This window comes from Marseilla massiliensis (assembly GCF_023336985.1).
Lineage (GTDB): Bacteria > Bacteroidota > Bacteroidia > Bacteroidales > Bacteroidaceae > Prevotella > Prevotella intestinigallinarum.
This window is the reverse complement of record NZ_JAMBLP010000019.1, coordinates 24,926-44,509: the sequence shown is the minus strand read 5'-3', so window position 1 is coordinate 44,509 and position 19,584 is coordinate 24,926. Positions and strand designations below refer to the sequence as shown.

The 19,584-nt window shown below is 59.7% G+C and carries 12 protein-coding genes, 1 tRNA gene and 1 pseudogene; 9 read left to right on the top strand and 5 right to left on the bottom strand.

Annotation, left to right across the window (positions count from 1 at the left end; all coding sequences use genetic code 11):
- Positions 1-192: 192 nt before the first annotated feature.
- From M3089_RS12095 to M3089_RS12080, 4 genes are all read left to right on the top strand, one after another.
- The gene (locus M3089_RS12095) at positions 193-2,985 is read left to right on the top strand and encodes a DNA gyrase/topoisomerase IV subunit A (protein WP_249084383.1); all 2,793 of its coding nucleotides are present in this window, start codon (positions 193-195) and stop codon (positions 2,983-2,985) included.
- The gene (locus tag M3089_RS12090) at positions 2,972-3,790 is read left to right on the top strand and encodes a DUF3316 domain-containing protein (RefSeq protein ID WP_249084381.1); all 819 of its coding nucleotides are present in this window, start codon (positions 2,972-2,974) and stop codon (positions 3,788-3,790) included. The genes M3089_RS12095 and M3089_RS12090 overlap by 14 nt, the downstream gene beginning before the upstream one ends.
- Complete coding sequence (locus tag M3089_RS12085) at positions 3,787-4,803, top strand: S41 family peptidase (RefSeq protein WP_249084380.1); 1,017 nt, start codon at positions 3,787-3,789, stop codon at positions 4,801-4,803. Before M3089_RS12090 ends, M3089_RS12085 begins: the two co-directional genes overlap by 4 nt.
- 59 nt (positions 4,804-4,862) lie before the next feature.
- A tRNA-Leu gene (locus M3089_RS12080) sits at positions 4,863-4,944 on the top strand.
- 252 nt (positions 4,945-5,196) lie between these two features.
- Here M3089_RS12080 and M3089_RS12075 read toward each other — a convergent pair.
- Positions 5,197-6,027, bottom strand: a complete 831-nt coding sequence (locus tag M3089_RS12075; RefSeq protein WP_249084379.1) for a helix-turn-helix transcriptional regulator — start codon at positions 6,025-6,027, stop codon at positions 5,197-5,199.
- 133 nt (positions 6,028-6,160) lie between these two features.
- Here M3089_RS12075 and M3089_RS12070 point away from each other — a divergent pair, with 133 nt between their 5' ends.
- Positions 6,161-7,006 (top strand): aldo/keto reductase, encoded by an 846-nt coding sequence (locus M3089_RS12070; RefSeq protein WP_249084376.1) that lies wholly within the window; start codon positions 6,161-6,163, stop codon positions 7,004-7,006.
- Positions 7,007-7,202: 196 nt separating this feature from the next.
- Complete coding sequence (locus M3089_RS12065; protein ID WP_249084373.1) at positions 7,203-7,817, top strand: sugar O-acetyltransferase; 615 nt, start codon at positions 7,203-7,205, stop codon at positions 7,815-7,817.
- Positions 7,818-8,133: 316 nt separating this feature from the next.
- Here M3089_RS12065 and M3089_RS12060 read toward each other — a convergent pair whose 3' ends face one another.
- Positions 8,134-9,015 (bottom strand): helix-turn-helix domain-containing protein, encoded by an 882-nt coding sequence (locus tag M3089_RS12060; protein WP_249084371.1) that lies wholly within the window; start codon positions 9,013-9,015, stop codon positions 8,134-8,136.
- A gap of 193 nt (positions 9,016-9,208) precedes the next feature.
- Between M3089_RS12060 and M3089_RS12055 the strand changes: the two genes are divergently transcribed.
- The 3 genes and pseudogenes from M3089_RS12055 (at position 9,209) to M3089_RS12045 (ending at position 14,734) form a co-directional block, all read left to right on the top strand.
- Entirely contained in the window at positions 9,209-10,237 is a 1,029-nt protein-coding gene (locus M3089_RS12055; RefSeq protein WP_249084370.1) for an efflux RND transporter periplasmic adaptor subunit, read from the top strand.
- 35 nt (positions 10,238-10,272) lie between these two features.
- Positions 10,273-13,368: pseudogene (locus tag M3089_RS12050) on the top strand (efflux RND transporter permease subunit).
- Positions 13,369-13,432: 64 nt separating this feature from the next.
- On the top strand, positions 13,433-14,734 hold the full coding sequence (locus M3089_RS12045) for a TolC family protein (RefSeq protein ID WP_249084368.1): 1,302 nt from the start codon (positions 13,433-13,435) through the stop codon (positions 14,732-14,734).
- 440 nt (positions 14,735-15,174) lie between these two features.
- Here the strand turns inward: M3089_RS12045 and asnS are convergent, their stop codons facing one another.
- The 3 genes from asnS to purB all read right to left on the bottom strand — a co-directional run bounded on the left by asnS (position 15,175) and on the right by purB (position 19,561).
- Positions 15,175-16,578 carry an asparagine--tRNA ligase gene (gene asnS / locus M3089_RS12040; RefSeq protein WP_205107383.1) on the bottom strand — a complete coding sequence of 468 codons (1,404 nt, stop codon included), beginning with the start codon at positions 16,576-16,578 and terminating at the stop codon, positions 15,175-15,177.
- Positions 16,579-16,599: 21 nt separating this feature from the next.
- Complete coding sequence (locus tag M3089_RS12035) at positions 16,600-18,078, bottom strand: pseudouridine synthase (RefSeq protein ID WP_205107385.1); 1,479 nt, start codon at positions 18,076-18,078, stop codon at positions 16,600-16,602.
- Between the two features lie 136 nt (positions 18,079-18,214).
- A complete protein-coding gene (gene purB / locus M3089_RS12030; protein ID WP_249084366.1) occupies positions 18,215-19,561 on the bottom strand; it encodes an adenylosuccinate lyase in 1,347 nt (448 codons plus the stop codon).
- Positions 19,562-19,584: the final 23 nt, after the last annotated feature.

Sequence of the window (19,584 nt, the reverse complement as noted above, 5' to 3'; positions counted from 1 at the left end):
GGTCACGGGCCGCCTGCAACGGCCCACCCTTGCCTTTGCATAAGGCAATGGCAGCAACAGCGGCCCGAAAACCACCACGAGAGCCGCCGGCAAGCCATGAGCACAAGCCCGCCGAAACCTTTTGCTGCGCAAAACTTGCCGAAGTCAGAAAAAATAAGTAACTTTGAGGCAAATTTGCGATAACAACAATTTATGAGCGACGAAATAAAAGACAACGACACCCTCGAAGAAACCAACGCCAACAGCACTGACAACACAAGCAACGAGACCGACGCCAAGCCGGCGGCCGGCAACCACACCGACGACACCGACGACGAGAACGAAACCGACGGAGAGCCCACAAAGCACTCCGACTACAAACCCGTAGACAGGTTTGACGCCTCGGCGGTGCACCACCTGAGCGGCATGTACCAGAACTGGTTTCTCGACTATGCCTCGTACGTTATACTGGAGCGCGCCGTCCCCCACATCGAGGACGGCCTGAAGCCCGTGCAACGGCGCATACTGCACTCGATGAAACGAATGGACGACGGGCGCTACAACAAGGTGGCCAACATCGTGGGCCACACCATGCAGTTCCACCCCCACGGCGACGCGTCGATAGGCGACGCCCTGGTGCAGCTCGGACAGAAAGACTTGCTTGTAGACACTCAGGGCAACTGGGGCAACATACTGACGGGCGACCGGGCCGCCGCGCCACGATACATCGAGGCCAGGCTGTCGAAATTCGCGCTCGACACGGTGTTCAACCCCAAGACCACCGACTGGCAGCTGAGCTACGACGGGCGCAACCGCGAACCGATAACGCTGCCCGTCAAGTTTCCGCTGCTGCTGGCACAGGGCGCAGAGGGCATTGCCGTGGGCCTGAGCTCGAAGATAATGCCGCACAACTTCAACGAGCTGTGCGACGCGGCCGTGAGCTACCTGCACGGCGAGGAGTTCAACCTGTACCCCGACTTCCCCACGGGCGGCAGCATCGACGTGAGCAAATACAACGACGGGCAGCGTGGCGGGACGCTCAAGGTGAGGGCAAAGATAGAGAAACTCGACAACAAGACGCTCGTAATACGCGAAATCCCCTACGGCAAGACCACCAGCACGCTCATCGACTCTATACTAAAGGCCATCGAGAAAGGCAAGATAAAGGCACGCAAGGTAGACGACAACACTGCCGCCGAGGTAGAGATTCAGGTTCACCTCGCGCCGGGAGTGTCGTCCGACAAGACGCTCGACGCCCTCTATGCCTTCTCCGACTGCGAGGTGAGCATATCGCCCAACTGCTGTGTCATTGCCGACGACAAGCCGCAGTTCCTCACCGTGAGCGACGTGCTGCGCAGCTCGGTAGACCGCACCATGGGCCTGCTGCGCCGCGAACTGGAGATTCGACGGGGCGAACTGCTGGAGCAACTGCACTTCTGTTCGCTCGAAAAGATATTCATCGAGGAGCGCATTTACAAAGACAAGAAGTTTGAAGAGGCCCCCGACGTCGACGCCGTATGCGAGCACATCGACAAGCGGCTCACGCCCTTCTACCCGCAACTGGTGCGCGAGGTGACGCGCGACGACATACTGCGCCTGCTCGAGATAAAGATGCAGCGCATACTGAAGTTCAACAAAGACAAGGCCGACGAGCTCATGGCGCGCCTCAAGGCCGAGATAGAGCAGATTGAGCGCGACCTGGCCAACATGGTCGAGGTGACGGCCAACTGGTTCCGCTTCCTCAAGGAAAAGTATGGCAAAGACCACCCGAGGCTCACGGAGATTCGCAACTTCGACACCATCGAGGCCACCAAGGTAGTCGAGGCCAACGAGAAACTGTACATCAACCGGCAGGAAGGCTTCATCGGCACGGGGCTGAAAAAAGACGAGTTTGTGTGCAACTGCTCCGACATCGACGACATCATCGTGTTCTACAAAGACGGCAAGTACAAGGTTGTGCGCGTGGCCGACAAGATTTTCGTGGGCAAGAACATACTGCACGTGGGCGTGTTCAAGCGCAACGACAAGCGAACCATATACAACACGGTATACCGCGACGGCCGCAACGGCCCCTACTACATCAAGCGGTTCAACGTGACGGCCATGACCCGCGACCGCGAATACGACCTCACCAAGGGCACGCCGGGCTCAAAGGTGGTATACTTCACGGCCAACCCCAACGGCGAGGCCGAGGTGATAAAGATAACGCTCGAGCCAACCGAGGTGAAGCGGCGCACCAACATATTCTTCGACCGCGACTTCTCGAAGATTGCAATCAAGGGCCGCGCCGCACAGGGCAACCTGCTCACGAAGAAAGCCATACACCGCATAGGGCTGAAGAGCCACGGCCACTCTACGCTCGGAGGGCGCAAGGTGTGGTACGACCCCGACGTAAACCGGCTGAACTACGACGACCACGGAAGGCTGCTGGGCGAGTTCCTCGACGACGACCAGATACTGGTGGTGCTCGAGGGGGGCGACTTCTATGCCACCAACTTCGACGCCAACAACCACTATGAGGACAACATTGCACGCATAGAGAAGTTCGACCCGCACAAGGTATGGACGGCTGTGCTCTACGATGCCGACAACGAGGGCTACCCATACGTCAAGCGTTTCTACATGGAAGCCACCAAGCGGAAGCAGAACTACCTGGGCGACAACCCCAACAGCCGCCAGGTGCTGCTCACAGACGTGGCCTTCCCGCGGCTGCAGGTGACCTTCGGAGGCAACGACGCCACCCGCCCGCCTATGGAGATTGACGCCGAACAGTTCATTGCCGTCAAGGGATTCAAGGCCAAGGGCAAGCGCATCACCACCTGGAACGTGGAAAGCATAACCGAACTGGAACCCACCCGGTTTCCCGAACCAGAAGAACAGCCAGACGACGACGACACCGACGACGAGCAGCAGGAAAACCTTGACCCCGACGCCGGCAAGTCGCAACAGCAGGTAATCGACGAGATAAACGGACAACTTAGCCTCTTCAACGATGAAGACCTTTAGAATGGCCATGGCCGCCATGGCCGCCCTGCCGCTGTGCTCAGCCGCCCAGGAGGCAGACTCGACGGCATCCGGACGGATAACAACGGCCGCATACATGGTTGGCGCGGGCCGGACAAAGGTGCTCGACACCTATCTGTCGCAAGAGCATTTTGCCGGGCCGGGGTTCACCTTCCTGGCCTCGGTGGAGCGGCAGCGCCCGGGCAGCCGCTGGCTGACGGCCATGCAGCACCAGGCCAACATATCGACAACGCGCGACCGAAGCCGACAGTCGCGCCAGCTGGAGGGCTCTTACAACTTCTACTGGGGGCGATACCACTGCTGGCAACTGGCAGCCGACAGGCTCACACTGATGGCCGGGGGAATGGTCGACGCCAACATAGGCTTCATATACAATACGGGCAACGGCAACAACCCGGCCCAGGCGCGGCTCCACCTCAACGTCATGCCGTCGGCGGCGGCCGCCTACAGGTTTTCAATCGGCAAATGCCGCATGGCCATACGCTACGAAGCGCAGCTGCCACTCATAGGCGTCATGTTCAGCCCCAACTACGGGCAGTCTTACTACGAGCTGTTCTCGCGCGGCAACTACGACCACAACGTGGTGCCCACAACGCTCGTCAGCGCCCCATGCCTGAGGCAGCAGCTCATGGCCGACGTCAACATCGGGCGCCGGACGACGCTCCGCTTCGGATATCTGGGCGACTACCAGCAGGCCGATGTCAACAACCTGAAGTCGCATGTCTATTCCCACCGCTTCATGATTGGCTTCGTCAAGCGGTTCAAACTAATAAGCTACCGCCCATGAAGCGCTTCATATCATACGTCATCATTGCCGTTGCCATGGCTGCAACGGTCACTTCTTGCGTCGACGAAGAGGAGTTCGACGACTCGCCCACGGGCAACTTCGAGGCCCTGTGGAAAATAATCGACGAGCACTATTGCTTCTTCGACTACAAGAAACAGGAATACGGGCTCGACTGGGACGATGTATACGCCAAGTACAGGGTGCGCATCAGCGACAACATGACGTCCGACCAACTGTTCGAGGTCATGGCCGACATGCTGTCGGAACTGCGCGACGGCCACGTCAACCTGTCGCGGGCGGCAGACTTCGCGCGCTATTGGAGCTGGAAAGAGGACTATCCCTCGAACTTCAGCGACACGCTGCAACGGCGCTACCTCGGCACAGACTACCTGATAGCGTCGGGCATAACATACCGCGTTCTCGACGACAACATCGGCTACATATACTACGAAAGCTTCAGCGACGCCATCGGCGAAGGCAACCTTGACGAAGCAATCAACAGGCTGATGCTGTGCAACGGCCTGATAATAGACATACGCAACAACGGCGGAGGCAACCTGACAAACGCCGAGAAACTGGCGGCGCGCTTCACCAACGAGGCTGTGCACGTGGGCTATATCTGCCATAAGACAGGGCCGGGCCACAACGACTTTTCAGAGAAGGAGGAACAATGGATTGAGCCTTCGTCAAACATGAGGTGGCAGAAAAAGGTTTGTGTGCTCACCAACAGGAGCGTCTACAGCGCCGCCAACGAGTTTGTGAAATACATGGCGTGCATGCCTTCGGTGACAATAGTGGGCGACAGCACCGGCGGCGGGGCCGGCCTGCCGTTCAACAACTCGCTGCCCAACGGGTGGGCAGTGCGCTTCTCGGCCTGCCCTATGTACGACACCGAGGGCCAGACAACCGAGTTTGGCATAGCCCCCGACTATAAGGTGTCTATCACTGACGATGATTTCGACAAAGGCATCGACACCATAATAGAATTCGCCCGCAACCTGCTAAAAGAATAAAAAAGCCGGGATATATTTGCAATTTAAGCAAATTATTCTTAACTTTGCACCGCTAAAATGCGCTTGTGGCGGAATTGGTAGACGCGCCAGACTTAGGATCTGGTGTCTCGCGACGTGTAGGTTCGAGTCCTATCAGGCGCACCCTGTCAAGCCCTAAGTCTCGGTTCCGATGACTTAGGGCTTGACTGCGTATTATGATGCCGCCCAAGCCAAGCCCACCCGATGAACACACAGGATTGCTGCCCGCCACGCCAAACGCCACCATTGCGCACGGAAGGCGCTACGGCCGCAACGACCCTGATTGCACCAACAGGCAAAGCGGCAAAGCCATCCAACCGCATGCCGCCGCCAACCGGGGCTGTGGCATTGCGGCACACGCCGGGAGCCACAAGGCTAAAAGCGCCCGGAGCGATACTCCGACGGGGTGATGCCGAGGCGTGAACGCACATAACGGCTGAAATAAGACAGCGACGAGAATCCCAGGCGCTCGGCTATCGACGTGAGCGTAAGGTCGCGACGGGCCAGCAGCATCACCACCTCGCGCATGGCAAAGCGCTCTATCCAGTATGAGGCCGGCCTGCCACTGACACTGCGGCACACCTCGGTGAGGTAGTGGGGAGTGACGCAAAGGCGCGAGGCATAGGCGGCAACGCCATTGCGGGCCGTCGGGCCACCATCGTAAAGCATCGATATGAAGTCGCGCACAATCAAGGCCGCACGCTCCATGGGCTGCTGAAGGCTGTTGCTACGGGCGTGAATGTCATACAGGTCGAGTATGTGCACCATGAGCAGGTGGCCCATCATCTCTTTGCGAAACAGGTGGCCGGGCCGCCCCACCCTGTCTGCCAGCAGGCCCATCACCTCGCGGCAGGTGCGGCACTGCGCCTCGGTAAGCCGCATGACCGGATTCTGCAGCAGCGACAGGTGGCCCACCACGCCGTAATTGCTGCGCAGGGCCATCGAGGCCACAAACGCCTCCGACAGGCTCATGGCCATGCAATTGCAGTCGGCCGAGGCGCTGATGGGCGAGGCAAACGACGTGTCGGGCATTATGACATAGTCGCCGGCACCTACGTTATAGGCCACCCCGCCAAACGAAAAGCTCATGCCCCCGCCCAGGCAAATCATGTGCAGCACCCGCCCTTGGCCCTGCCTGGGGTCATAGCCGCCGGCAATGTCTACAAACTCGATGCCGGCCATTTCCTCATCTTCTGCCAATCCCATTCCAACTTTGTCTTTATGTTTTATGCAAAGATACGCCAAAACCACGAAAAGTGAAAATTTCGAGCCGCTTTTCATAACGCCCGTTTGCCCTGAACACAGTAACTTTGCCATGAAAACATAAATACATCCGACGATGAAAGAAACAAGACTGAACAACGGGGTGACTATGCCGGCCATAGGCTTCGGCGTCTACCAAATTCCACGTGAGCAAACAGAACAGGCCGTAACCGACGCCATCGAGGTGGGCTACCGCATGATTGACACCGCAGCCTCTTACTTCAACGAGCGCGAAGTGGGCAACGCCATACGCCGTTGCGGCGTGCCGCGCAGCCAGCTGTTCGTAACCACAAAGCTGTGGGTGCAAGACTACGAGTATGACGACGCCCTGAGAGCCTTCGACGCGTCGATGGACAGGCTGCAGACCGACTATCTCGACCTGTGGCTGCTGCACAAGCCATACGGCAATTACTATGCGGCGTGGCGCGCAGCCGAGCGACTCTACAAGGAGGGGCGCATAAGGGCCATCGGCGTGACGAGCTTCTCTGACGAGAGGCTGCAAGACCTCTTCTTGCACAACGAGGTGAAACCGGCCGTCAACCAGATTGAGACGAACCCGCTTTTCCAGCAGAAAGCCTCAAACAAGTTCCTCAAGGGCGAGGGAATACAGCACGAGGCGTGGGCTCCATTCGCCGAAGGCCAGTGCGACATCTTCAACAACCCGACGCTGAAGGCCATTGCCGCCAACCACGGCAAGACCACGGCGCAGGTAGTGCTGCGCTGGCTCAACCAGCGGGGAATAGCCGTCATACCCAAGAGCGTGCGCCGGGAGCGCATGGAAGAGAACATCAGCATACTCGACTTCACGCTCTCCGACGTCGAGATGGAGGCCATATCGCTACTCGACACGGGCCGGAGCCCCATTTACGACGACAGCGACCTGAGCGTGACAAGATATATAGGCACACTGAAAATACACTGACCGAGATGAATACCCCAACACACGGAACAACGCCGCCACGCCCGGCCCGGCCAGCGGCGGCGGCAGGCATGGACGGGAACGGTGGCGAAGGCTGGCGCCACCGATTCTGTTATATCTATACAAACACAAGTAATGCGTCTACCGGCGGGAGGCGCCAAAATTGCTAATTTTGCCGGCGCAAACAAACAAAAGGCTCATGACAATGGCAACAGAGAAAGAAAACACAACAACAGACATCTTCGAGAAAGACCTCTCGGGGGCTATGGTGTCGCCCCTCGAACCGGGCTACGACCGACTAATCGGCGCCATTTTCGACACCATGAAGACGGCATACGAACTGAACGAGGGCTACCACACGCCCGACGAGGTGCGCTCATACCTCTCGCGCATCACCGGGCGCGAGGTAGACCCGAGCGTAACGCTGCTCCCGCCATTCTATGTCGACTATGGCAAAAACATCAGAATAGGCAAGAACTGCTGGATTCAGCAGGGCTGCACGTTCTTCGACCGCGGTGGCATAACGCTCGGCAACGGCGTGTTCATAGCCCCAAAGGTAAACCTGATTACCATCAACCACGACCCCGACCCGGCCAACCGGAGCGCCACCTACGGCCGCCCCATCGTCATCGAAGACAATGTGTGGATAGGCATCGGGGCAACGGTGCTGCCCGGGGTGACCATTGGCTACGGCTCTATAGTGGGGGCCAACAGCGTGGTGACGCACGATGTGCCGCCGATGACTGTGGTTGGCGGCAACCCGGCACGCTTTATCAAGAAAATAGTGACCGGCGGGGGCGACAGCGCCGACTGACACCCGGCGCCACCCGGAGGGCCGGGCCGCTGCACGCCGCAGCCCTCGCGCCACAGCCGGCAGTCAGGCCCCTGCGCCCTATGCGGGCCGGCAAGCCAAGCGGCCCCGGGGCGGCTGCCACCTGCCGGCAGGCAGCAGAGGGCGACAACCACAGATACCATTGCGCCATACGGCCCGTCTTGCAATGCAAAACGGGCCGTATGGCATCTCGTTACAGGCCGTTCGGCGTGGCCCGGCGCCCCTTCATCCCTGCCCGGCCATCAAGAACGGCAAGAGTGCATGCCGCGGGCCGCAGGGCCGCGGGCCCGGCGCCACGTCACTTGCGGCGCTCCCTGTACTGGCGGGGCGACATGCCCAGCGTCTTTCGCACATAAGTACCGAAAAACGAAGGGTTGGGGAAGCCCAGCTCGTTGCATATCTCCTTCATGCTCTTGTCGGTGTCGTTGAGCAGCCTAAGTATGTCGTTCGACACGAAATTGCTTATCAGTTTCAGGGCCGTCATGCCGCTCACCTGCTTGCATACGGCCGAAAGATACTTGGGCGTGATGCACAGTTTGTCGGCATAGAAGGCCACACTGCGCGGCCGCGGATATGTAGACGACAGCAGGCCGATGAAGTCGCGGAACACCTTCTCGGCCGAATGGCGCGGCCGTTGCTGCGGGTCGAGGAAACGCTCGAGCAGCCCGTAAAAATCGTATAGGCAGGCCTGGAACAGGGTTTCAACCAGCTTCTTGCCGTAACGGCGGTCTTGGCGGTTTATCTTGGCCTTTATTATGTCATAGTACATCTTGAACGACTGCGCCTCAGACGGCTCGAGCCTCAGCACCGGATTCTTGCTCAGAAAGAGTATCGCGTTCCACAAGTCGCCGCTGTTCATCTGCGACAGCTGCTGCACATAGTCCTTCGACATGCAGATGCAGCACCCGCAGATGTCGCCGCTGGTCTCGCTCCGCGATATGGTCATGCCCGGCAGGCACACCAGCAAGTCGTATGTCGACACTTCGTGCTCAACGCCATCGATGGTCAGTGTGGCGTGGCCACTCTGGCACAGGCTCAGCAGCAGGGCGTCGATGTTGACGTTCCTCACGGTGGTCATCCTGTCTGTGCTCTCAAACAGGGCCACCCCCTCGTCACTATAGGCTACCTTCTCGCTCAATTTCCTGTTGTTCAGCATTTCCGAAACTTTGTCTGTGTTCATTATTTCTTCTCCTATCCGGATGCAAAATAAGTCATATTTTACCACAAAGCCGTGTTTTACAATGCTATATTAGTGTCTAATTTTACCTCATTTGCTCTGATATGGAAAAATTAAACACTATTGAGGAACAAGCCCGGCGACATATATCACACTATTGGCATATTTTTGTAGCCCAAACAAACCAACCAACGCAATGAAAAATATGAACAAGAAATGCTATCCATTGCTACTCTCAGCAGCACTGCTGGCGGGCGCCTGCAACGACGCCGGGCAAGGAGAGAGCGCAGCCGGCGGGCCGGTATGTGTGAAGACCATGGCCGTGGCGGCCCCCACGGGGTATGCCCCCGACGAATACCAAGGCACGGTGGAAGAGGCCAACGGCACCGACCTGAGCTTTGCCACCATGGGCACTGTGAGCTCAATCAGGGTGAACATGGGCGACAGGGCGGCCAAGGGGCAGCTCATAGCCACCCTCGACGCCACAACGGCACGCAGCACCCACGAGGCCGCCCTGGCACGGGCCGACGACGCCTTCGGGCGCATGAGGCAGCTGCACGACAGCGGCAGCCTGCCCGAAATAAAATGGGTTGAGGCGCAGAGCAGCCTCAGGCAGGCCCGGGCTGCCGAACAGGCAGCGCGCAAGCAGCTGGCCGACTGCCGGCTCACGGCCCCGTTCGGCGGCGTGATAGCCGCCAAGATGGCCGATGCGGGCCGGAACGTGATGCCCGGCACGCCCGTGGCCCGGCTCGTGTCGGCCGGCGGGCAGCAGGTGCGCATGTCGGTGCCCGAGGCCGAAATAGGGCAGATAAATGTCGGCGACAAGGGCCGCATCGACGTGGCTGCCCTCGGAGGCAAGAGCTACCGGGCCACCGTCACCGAGAAAGGCGTCACCGCCAATGCCCTGTCGCGCTCGTACGACGTGAGGCTCAAGGTGGACAACGCCGACAGCCGGCTGCTGCCGGGCATGGTGGTCAGCGTTACGCTAAGCAGCCGCGGCGCTACGGGATACCCGGTGGTGCCGGCAGGAATAGTGCAGATTGACGAGCGCAACAAAACGTTTGTATGGGTGGTAAGCGACGGCAAGGCTGCCCGGCGCGACATCAACTGCGGCGAATACGTGGGCGACGGGGTGACGGTGACGTCGGGGCTGAAAGCCGGCGAGCGCGTCATCGTCGAGGGAAGCCAGAAGGTGTGCAACGGCACAAAGGTTAAGACAATTTGACAACTGCACCACTCTACGACAAAAAGCAATACATGATGGAAAACAAAAAGCGTAATTTCGTTGAATGGGCCATGCACTACAGGCAGATCATAATATTGCTGACGTGCTGCCTCATGGCCTTCGGCATCTACAGTCTGCCGCAGATGCGCAAGAACGAATTCCCCGACTTCACCATAAGGCAGGGCATGGTGGTGGCCGTGGCGCCCGGCAACAGCGCCCGGGAGATGGCCGAGCAGGTGGCCAAACCCCTCGAAGAGTACATCTTCAGCTACAAGGAGGTGAAGAAAGAGAAGACTTTCTCGCAGAGCCGCGACGGCATAGTGTACATCCAAGTGCAGCTCAACGACGACATAAACGACAAGGACGCCTTCTGGAGCAAGTTCAAGCACGGCGTGGCAACGTTCAAGTCGCAGCTGCCCGACAACGTGCTCGCCCTGCAGGTGCTCGACGACTTCGGCGACACCTCGGCGCTGCTCATTGCCATGGAGAGCGAAGACAAGACCTACCGCGAGCTCAACGAATACATGGATAGGCTGCAAGACCGGCTCAGGCTAATCCCGTCTGTGGGGCGGATGACGGTCAGCGGCATGCAGAAAGAGCAGATTTCGGTATATGTCGACAACGCCAGGCTGACGAAATACGGCCTGTCCGACCGCATGCTCGCCGCCAAGCTGATGCAGAAGGGCTTTGCCACCAGCGGCGGCCGGCTGCAGACCGACGTGCAGGTGCAGCCCGTCTACGTGGCACGGTCGCTCAACGCTGTGCGCGACGTCGAGCAAATGGTTGTCTACGCCGACCCTAAGGGCAACATAGTAAGGCTGAAAGACGTGGCCAGGGTGGCCAGGGAATACCCCAAGGCCGACAGTTACATAACATACAACGGCAAGAAATGCCTGCTGCTGTCGGTAGAGATGAAGAAAGGGCAGGACATTGTCAAGATGGGCAACGACGTCAACAGGGCCACCGAAGAGTTCAGGTCGGAGCTTCCTTCAGATGTGGGCATCTACCGCATCACCGACCAAAGCCGGGTGGTAAGCGACAGTGTGGCCACCTTCCTGCGCGAACTGGCCATAGCCATCGTGGCTGTCGTCATAGTGGTAATGCTGCTGCTGCCGCTAAGGGTGGCCCTGGTGGCCGCCTCGACCATACCCATCACCATATTCATATCGCTGGGCCTGCTCTACTGTTTCAACTTCGAGCTGAACACGGTGACGCTGGCCGTGCTCGTGCTGACGCTCGGCATGATTGTAGACAACTCTATCGTCATCATCGACAACTACCTCGAGAAGATTGGCGAGGGCATGTCGCGCTGGCATGCCTCGATAGAGAGCACCACCCATTTCTTCAAGTCCATACTCTCGGCAACGCTCGCCATAAGCATCACTTTCTTCCCGTTCCTCTTCACAACGACGGGAATTATACACGACTTCCTGCTCACTTTCCCCTGGGCCATCACCGCCGTGCTGGGCGTGTCGCTGCTGGTTGCCACGCTGCTCGTGCCGTTCTTGCAGTTCTGATTCATACGCAAGCCCATGCAGCACAGGCAGAAGTCGTTCTCGGTGCTCGACCTGCTGCAGCGCCACTACAACCGGCTCATAGGCTTCTGCTTCCGCTGGCCAAAGGCCACGGTGGCCGCCGGACTGGCCACCGCCGTTGCCGGCATCATGCTCATAGGCACATTGCCACAGCAGATGATGCCCACGGCCGACCGCAACCAGTTTGCCGTGGAGATATACCTGCCGTCGGGGGCGGCCATCGAACGCACGGCAAGGGTGGCCGACAGCCTGGAGCACATACTGCGACGCGACCCGCGCGTGGTGTCGGTGGCATCGTTCAAGGGATGCTCTTCGCCACGGTTCCAAAACAGCTACGCCCCGCAGATAGGCGGAACCAACTACGCCCAGTTCATTGTGAACACCACGGGGGTGGACGAAACCATCGAACTGCTCGACGAATACACGCCACGCTACCATGCGGCCTTCCCCGATGCGCTCGTCAGGTTCAAGCAGCTGAGCTACAGCGAAGCCGTCTACCCGGTGGAGTTCAGGCTCAGCGGCAACGACTGGGACTCGCTGCGCACCGATGCCGGCAAGCTGCTGGCGATGATGCGCGCCATGCCCGAGCTGACGCTGGCACACTCTGACAACGACGAACCGCTGCCCACGGCAATGGTGAAGCTGAAGGAAGACGAGGCCGCACGCCTCGGGGTGAGCAACACCACCGTGGAGACCACGCTGGCACTGCGCTACGGCGACGGACTGCCGGTGGCCAAGGTGTGGAACGGCGACTACGACCAGAACGTGGTGATAAAGGGCGAACACGCCGACAGCGCCCTGCCGCGCGACCTGGGCAACGAGCCCATACCGGTGGCCGGAGGGCTCGGCGACGTGCCGCTGAGGCAGGTGGCCACCGTGACGCCCGCGTGGCAGGAGGGCCGGATGGTGCGCCGCAACGGCGTGTACACCATTACGGTGATGGCCGACCTGCGCCGCGGCGAGAACGGCATGGAGCAGATGCAGCGCATAACCGAGCTGCTGCCCACGCTGAACCTCTCGGCCGGCACCACTGTTGCACCCGGAGGCGACGTGGAAGACACCAACGAGAAGATTCCGCCCATACTCGCCGGGCTGGGCATAGCGGCCGTGGTGATACTCTTCGTGCTCATAGCCCACTTCAAGAAGGTAGGCCCGTCGCTGCTGCTGTTTGCCTCTATGCTGCTGTGCCTGTTCGGAACGTCGCTCGGCGTGATTATCCAGGGCGTCGACTTCGGCGTGACTTGCTTCCTCGGCATCGTGGCACTGATGGGCATCATCGTGCGCAACGGCATCATAATGTTCGACTATGCCGAAGAGCTCAGGGCCAAAGAGCACATGCACGTGCGCGATGCCATCTACCAGTCGGCACGCCGCAGGATGCGACCCATATTCCTGACGTCGGCCGCGGCGTCGATGGGGGTGATACCGATGATACTTGGCAAGAGCGGGCTTTGGATGCCAATGGGCACCGTGATTTGCTACGGCACACTGATAACCATGGTGTTGCTGCTCACGGTGCTGCCCGTGGCATACTACATCTGCTTCCGCGGCTCGACCAAACGGCGCGCCAAAGCCATTGAGCTGGAGTCGATGTGACGACGGGGCAGATGCCTCACGGCGGATTGGCTCAATCTTTATACAACAATAAACATTAATGGTAATGACAATGAAAACTGCATACAGACTGCTCATGGCCGCCGCCACGATAACGGCGTGGGGGCAGGCCGGCACTATGGCGGCACAAAACAGGCTCACGCCCGAGAGTTGCGTGGAAATGGCGCTGGGCAACAATGCGCGCACAAAAAGGGCCGCCAACGAACTGGACATGGCGCGCGAGGGGCGCAAAGAGGCCCTCACCCACTACTTCCCCACGGTGAGCGCATCGGGCGCGGGCTTCATGGCCGACAAGGGAATGATAAGCCTCGACATCGCACCGGGCATGGGAATGTCGATGATGAAAAACGGCATCGTGGGCGGGGTGACGGCCACGCAGCCGGTATTCGCCGGCGGACAGATTGCCAACGCCAACAGGCTGGCCAAGGTGAACGTCGAGAAATACGGGCTCATGAACCGCCAGGCCGAAAACGAGGTGAGGCTCACGGCCGAGAGCTATTACTGGCAAGTGGCGGTGCTGAAGGAGAAGCTGCGCACCATCGCTACCGTAGAGAGGCAGCTGGAACGCCTCGACAAAGACGTCGAAGCATCGGTAAGGGCCGGTGTTTGCACCCGCAACGACTTGCTGCAGGTGAGGCTCAGGCGCAACGAGATGGCCAGCACGAGGCTTACCGTGGCCAACAACCTGGCCCTGTCGAAACGCTTGCTGGCTCAATACATCGGGCTGACGCCGGCCGACAGCATCGACGTGGCTTTCAACGCCGCCACCGACACGTTGGCAGCGGCGCCCGACGCTCTCTACGCCGACCCTGCAGCAGTCCTGTCGGCCACGCCCGAATACGGACTGCTGCAGGCACAACTGGCGGCCTCGAAGCTCGAGCGGAAGATGGCAACAGGCAAGAGGCTGCCGACGGTGGCCGTGGGCGGTGGGTATATGTACGACAACCTGACCGACCGCGACAAGCCGTTCTGGATGGGGTTTGCCACGGTCAGCGTGCCGCTGTCTGACTGGTGGGCCGGCAGCCACGACATAAGAAAACAGAAAAAGGCCGTGGCCAACTCTGAGATTCAGCTCAACGACCAGAGCCAGCTGCTGATGATAAGGATGCAGGGCGCCTGGGACGAGCTCAACGAGGCCTACAGGCAGATAGGCATTGCAAGAAGCTCGATAGAGCAGGCAGACGAGAACCTGCGCCTAAACCAAGACTACTACAGGGCGGGGACTGCCACAATGAGCGAGCTGCTCGACGCCCAGGCCATCTACAGGCAAAGCTGCGACAGCTACGTGGAGGCCAGGGCGAAATATGAAATAAAGAAACGCGAATACTTGCAGGCCACCGGAAGGTGACCCGTGGCGGCCGATAAAGGCCAGGCTACAGGCCGGATTGCACAACAGCTGAATGCGGGCCGGATTGCAAGACGGGCCGTCCTGCACGTCGGGACGGCCCGTCTTGGCAGCCGACACAGCGCATGCCGCTGCCCGGGAAAGGCCGTTTCACGCCAATGCGGCTGTGCGGCAACCGGCTGCCGGCCGCCATGGCGCCTGCCACGACATGCTTTCCATGCCTCTCGGACGCCAGCCTCCAACAGGCACCCGCCGGCAGCTGCATGGCCCCTATGCCGCCCGCCATGCTGCAACGGCACCGGCAACGGAGGCAGAAACGCCCAAAAGCAACCCCGCCCGCCGGCACCATCAGATGGTGCAGGCGGGCGGGACATTATGTGGTTACTGCCGCGCCGCCGGCCGTGGTCATGGCGGCGGGGCTACGATGCGGCGCAGGCCAACCGTCAGAACTCGGCCGACTTCGGCGTACGCGGGAACGGTATGACGTCGCGTATGTTCTGCATGCCGGTCACGAAGAGAATGAGGCGCTCGAAGCCCAAGCCGAATCCGCCGTGGGGGCACGACCCGTACTTGCGCGTGTCAAGATACCACCACATGTCCTTCATGGGTATGTTGCGGCTCTGTATCTCGCCGAGCAGCTTGTCGTAGTTCTCCTCGCGCACACTGCCGCCGATGATTTCGCCAATCTGCGGGAACAGCACGTCGGTGCCCTGCACGGTCTTCCCGTCTTCGTTTATCTTCATGTAGAAGGCTTTTATCTCCTTCGGGTAACCGTGCATTATCACCGGCTTGCGGAAATGTTCTTCCACAAGGAAGCGCTCATGCTCGCTGGCCAGGTCCATGCCCCAGCTCACCGGGAACTCAAACTTATGGCCTGCGGCCACAGCCTCTTCCAGAATCTTTATTCCCTCGGTGTACGACAGGCGCACAAACGTGTCGCCCAGCACCGAGTTGAGGCGCTCTATGAGCGTCTTGTCTATCATCTTGTTGAGGAACTCGAGGTCGTCCTTGCAGTTGTCGAGCGCCCAGCGCACGCAATACTTTATGAAATCCTCCTCGAGGTCCATCAGGTCGTCCTGGTCGATGAAGGCCACCTCGGGCTCAATCATCCAGAACTCGGCCAGGTGGCGCGGCGTGTTGGAGTTCTCGGCGCGGAACGTCGGGCCGAAGGTATATATGGCCCCGAGCGCCGTGGCGCCGAGCTCGCCCTCGAGCTGGCCGCTCACCGTGAGCGAAGTCTGCTTGCCGAAGAAGTCGTCGTCGTAAGTTATCTTGCCGTCCTCGCCCTTCTTGAGGTCGTACAGGTTCTTCGTCGTGACCTGGAACATCTGGCCCGCCCCCTCGCAATCGCTCGCGGTGATGAACGGGGTGTGGAAATAGAAGAAGCCATGGTCATGGAAATACTTGTGTATGGCGATGGCCATGTTGTGGCGTATGCGCATCACGGCACCGAAGGTGTTGGTGCGCAGGCGCAAGTGGGCATACTGACGCATGTACTCAAAGCTCTGCCCCTTCTTCTGCATGGGGTAATCGCTGCCGCAGAGACCGTAGATCTCGATCTCGCGGCACTGCAGCTCGACAGCCTGGCCGGCGCCCTGGCTCTCTACGAGCTCGCCGTTGACAGAGATGCAGGCGCCCGTTGTCACCTGCTTCAACAGCTCCTGGTCGAACGCTGCAGGGTCTACCACAATCTGCACGTTCTTTATGGTGGAACCGTCGTTCAGGGCGATGAAGTCTACTGCCTTGCTGCTTCGGTGGGTGCGCACCCACCCTCTGACGTTAACCAAAGAGCCGAAGTCTGTGCGCGACAGCACATCCACGACTTTTGTTCTTTTTATGCTTTGCATTGTAACTTCCTGATAATTGGTTTATTCATAAGATCCCATGCGCAGGCGCACAACCTCTTCCTCGGTGAGGTAACGCCAGTCGCCACGGCGCAGGCCCTTCTTTGTCAACCCGGCAAACTGCACGCGGTCGAGCTTGGTAACCCTGTAGCCGAGCTTCTCGAATATGCGGCGCACGATGCGGTTCTTGCCGCTGTGAATCTCGATGCCCACCTGCTTCTTGTCCACGGGGTCGGCATACTGCACGTCGTCGGCCTTTATCTCGCCGTCTTCGAGCGTGATTCCGTCGCGTATCTGCTGCAAGTCGTGTGCCGTGACGTTCTTGTCAAGATGCACATGGTATATTTTCTTCTTGAGGAACTTGGGGTGTGTGAGCTTGCTGGCCATGTCGCCGTCGTTGGTGAGCAGCAGCACGCCCGTGGTATTGCGGTCGAGCCTGCCCACGGGATAGATGCGCTCGGGGCAAGCGTTCTTCACAAGATCCATCACGGTCTTGCGCTGCTGCGGGTCGTCGCTTGTGGTAACATAGTCCTTGGGCTTGTTGAGCAGCACATAGACCTTCTTCTCAAGCGACACCGGCTGGTCGTGGAACTTCACCTCGTCCGACCGCAGCACCTTGGTGCCCAGCTCGGTCACCACGGCGCCATTTACCGTCACTACACCTGCCTGTATGAATTCGTCGGCCTCGCGGCGGCTGCACACACCTGCATTTGCCAGGTACTTGTTGAGTCGCATGGGCTCGTTGGGGTCGATGCTGTCGTCCTTATAGTCGATGCGCTTCTTGAAACCGGCCTTGGGGTTAGGCGCGAAGCCCCCGCCTTGCTGGCGGAAGCCGCCTTGGCGGTTGTTGTAGCCGCCACGCTGCTGGTAGCCCCCCTGTCGGTTGTTGCCATAGCCCTGCCGGCCGCCGGCGTTGTATCCGCCGCGCTGCTGGTAGCCGCCCTGGCGGTAGTTGCCGTAGCCCTCGCCCTCGTTGTTGTAGTTTTGCTGGTATCCTCCGGGGCGGTTGCCGCCGTAGTTGCCGCGCTGCTGGTAGCCACCCTGGCGGTTGCCGCCGCCGTAGTTGCCGCGCTGCTGGTAACCGCCCTGGCGGTTGTTGTAGCCGCCACCCTGCTGGTAGCCTCCGCGGTTGCCGTATGACGGGCGCTGCTGGTAGCCTTCCTCGCCCTGGGCCTGGCCGGCGTTGTAGCGCGGGCGGTAGCCTTTGTTGTTATCGTTGTTGCCATAACGGGGGCGGTACTGCTGCCTTGCGGGGCTCGACTGCAATCCGGCGCCGAAGCCCTCGGGGCGGAATCCGCCTTCGTCATTGCTGTTCTTGCTGCTGTAGCCGCCGCGCTCCTGGTTGTAAGGGCGCTGCGTATGGATGCGCGGACGCGGGGAACGCCCCGGCGCGCGGAACTTGGGATAGTCACCCGACTGCCCTGCCGCCTGATAGCCCTCACGGCTTCCGGCACTCTGCTCTGCAGACTTCTCTTCCTGTTTCTTCTCGTTTTCTAATTCCATAATGATAAAATTGTTTATTAAGCCCGGCCTCACGGCCTTTGTTGTTGGTTACATGCGGCGGGGTAAACCGCCATTGTTCATTCTCTTTATGCTTGTGCCGGCCGCCGTGCGGAGGCCTTCGCACTGATCGGTGTGTTCAGATGCCCGTATAGTTGTATGGCGTTATGGCCATGAGCTCGGCCTTGACGCTGTCGCTGACGTCCAGCCCGCCGATGAAGTCGTGTATGGACTCCTCGGTGATGGCGGCATTGGTGCGTGTCAGCGCCTTGAGGGCTTCGTATGGATGGGGGTAGGCCTCGCGCCTGAGCACGGTCTGTATGGCCTCGGCCACCACAGCCCACGTGTTGTCGAGGTCTTCTTTCAGTTTGGCCTCATTGAGTATTAGCTTGCGCAATCCCTTCAGTGTGCTCTCGAAAGCGATGACGCTATGCCCCATGGGCACGCCGACGTTGCGCAGCACAGTGGAGTCGGTGAGGTCGCGCTGCAGGCGGCTCACGGGCAGCTTCCGGGCGAGGAACTGCAGCAGGGCGTTGGCCACGCCGAGGTTGCCCTCGCTGTTTTCGTAGTCTATGGGGTTGACCTTGTGCGGCATGGCGCTCGACCCCACCTCGCCGGCCTTTATCTTCTGCTTGAAATACTCCATCGAGATGTACATCCAGAAGTCGCGGTCGAGGTCGATGACTATGGTGTTGATGCGCCTCATGGCATCGAACACGGCCCCGAGCCAGTCGTAGTTGCTTATCTGGGTGGTGTACTGCTCGCGCGCCAGCCCGAGCTTGCCGGCCACGAAGCTGTCGCCAAACTGCTTCCAGTCGTACTGCGGATAGGCCACGTGGTGGGCGTTGTAGTTGCCTGTGGCGCCGCCGAACTTGGCCGTCAGCGGCACGGCCTTGAGCGAGGCCAGCTGCTGCTCGAGCCTGTAGACGAACACCATTATTTCCTTGCCAAGCCTTGTGGGCGAGGCGGGCTGGCCGTGGGTCTTGGCCAGCATGGGCACGTCTTTCCACTCATCGGCGTATTGGCGCAGCTGTGCTATGAGCTCCTCGACGAGCGGATAGTACACGTCGGCCAGAGCGTCCTTTACCGACAGCGGCACGCTGGTGTTGTTGATGTCTTGCGAGGTGAGCCCGAAGTGGATGAACTCCTTGTAGGCGTCGAGCCCGCCAATCTTGTCGAGCTGCTCCTTGATGAAGTATTCCACTGCCTTAACATCGTGGTTTGTCACCTTCTCTATTTCCTTGACGCGGCGCGCATCGGCCTCCGAGAAGTCGGCATAGATGGCGCGCAGGCGGCCGAAAAGGCTATGGTCGAAAGTGGCCAGTTGGGGCAGCGGCAACTCGCACAGGGCGATGAAGTATTCTATTTCGACGCGCACCCTGTAGCGGATGAGCGCATATTCTGAGAAATAGGCGGCCAGCGGCTCCGTCTTCCCGCGGTAGCGGCCGTCAATGGGCGATATAGCTGTCAGTGCGTCTAATTCCATTGTGTTATACCCTTGTATATATT

What these genes read in the sequence shown, in the direction of transcription:
- M3089_RS12095 (WP_249084383.1), top strand. Translation starts at nt 193, where the DNA reads ATGAGCGACGAAATAAAAGACAACGACACCCTCGAAGAAACCAACGCC.
- M3089_RS12090 (WP_249084381.1), top strand. Translation starts at nt 2,972, where the DNA reads ATGAAGACCTTTAGAATGGCCATGGCCGCCATGGCCGCCCTGCCGCTG.
- M3089_RS12085 (WP_249084380.1), top strand. Translation starts at nt 3,787, where the DNA reads ATGAAGCGCTTCATATCATACGTCATCATTGCCGTTGCCATGGCTGCA.
- M3089_RS12075 (WP_249084379.1), bottom strand. Translation starts at nt 6,027, where the DNA reads ATGGGATTGGCAGAAGATGAGGAAATGGCCGGCATCGAGTTTGTAGAC.
- M3089_RS12070 (WP_249084376.1), top strand. Translation starts at nt 6,161, where the DNA reads ATGAAAGAAACAAGACTGAACAACGGGGTGACTATGCCGGCCATAGGC.
- M3089_RS12065 (WP_249084373.1), top strand. Translation starts at nt 7,203, where the DNA reads ATGACAATGGCAACAGAGAAAGAAAACACAACAACAGACATCTTCGAG.
- M3089_RS12060 (WP_249084371.1), bottom strand. Translation starts at nt 9,015, where the DNA reads ATGAACACAGACAAAGTTTCGGAAATGCTGAACAACAGGAAATTGAGC.
- M3089_RS12055 (WP_249084370.1), top strand. Translation starts at nt 9,209, where the DNA reads ATGAAAAATATGAACAAGAAATGCTATCCATTGCTACTCTCAGCAGCA.
- M3089_RS12045 (WP_249084368.1), top strand. Translation starts at nt 13,433, where the DNA reads ATGACAATGAAAACTGCATACAGACTGCTCATGGCCGCCGCCACGATA.
- asnS (WP_205107383.1), bottom strand. Translation starts at nt 16,578, where the DNA reads ATGCAAAGCATAAAAAGAACAAAAGTCGTGGATGTGCTGTCGCGCACA.
- M3089_RS12035 (WP_205107385.1), bottom strand. Translation starts at nt 18,078, where the DNA reads ATGGAATTAGAAAACGAGAAGAAACAGGAAGAGAAGTCTGCAGAGCAG.
- purB (WP_249084366.1), bottom strand. Translation starts at nt 19,561, where the DNA reads ATGGAATTAGACGCACTGACAGCTATATCGCCCATTGACGGCCGCTAC.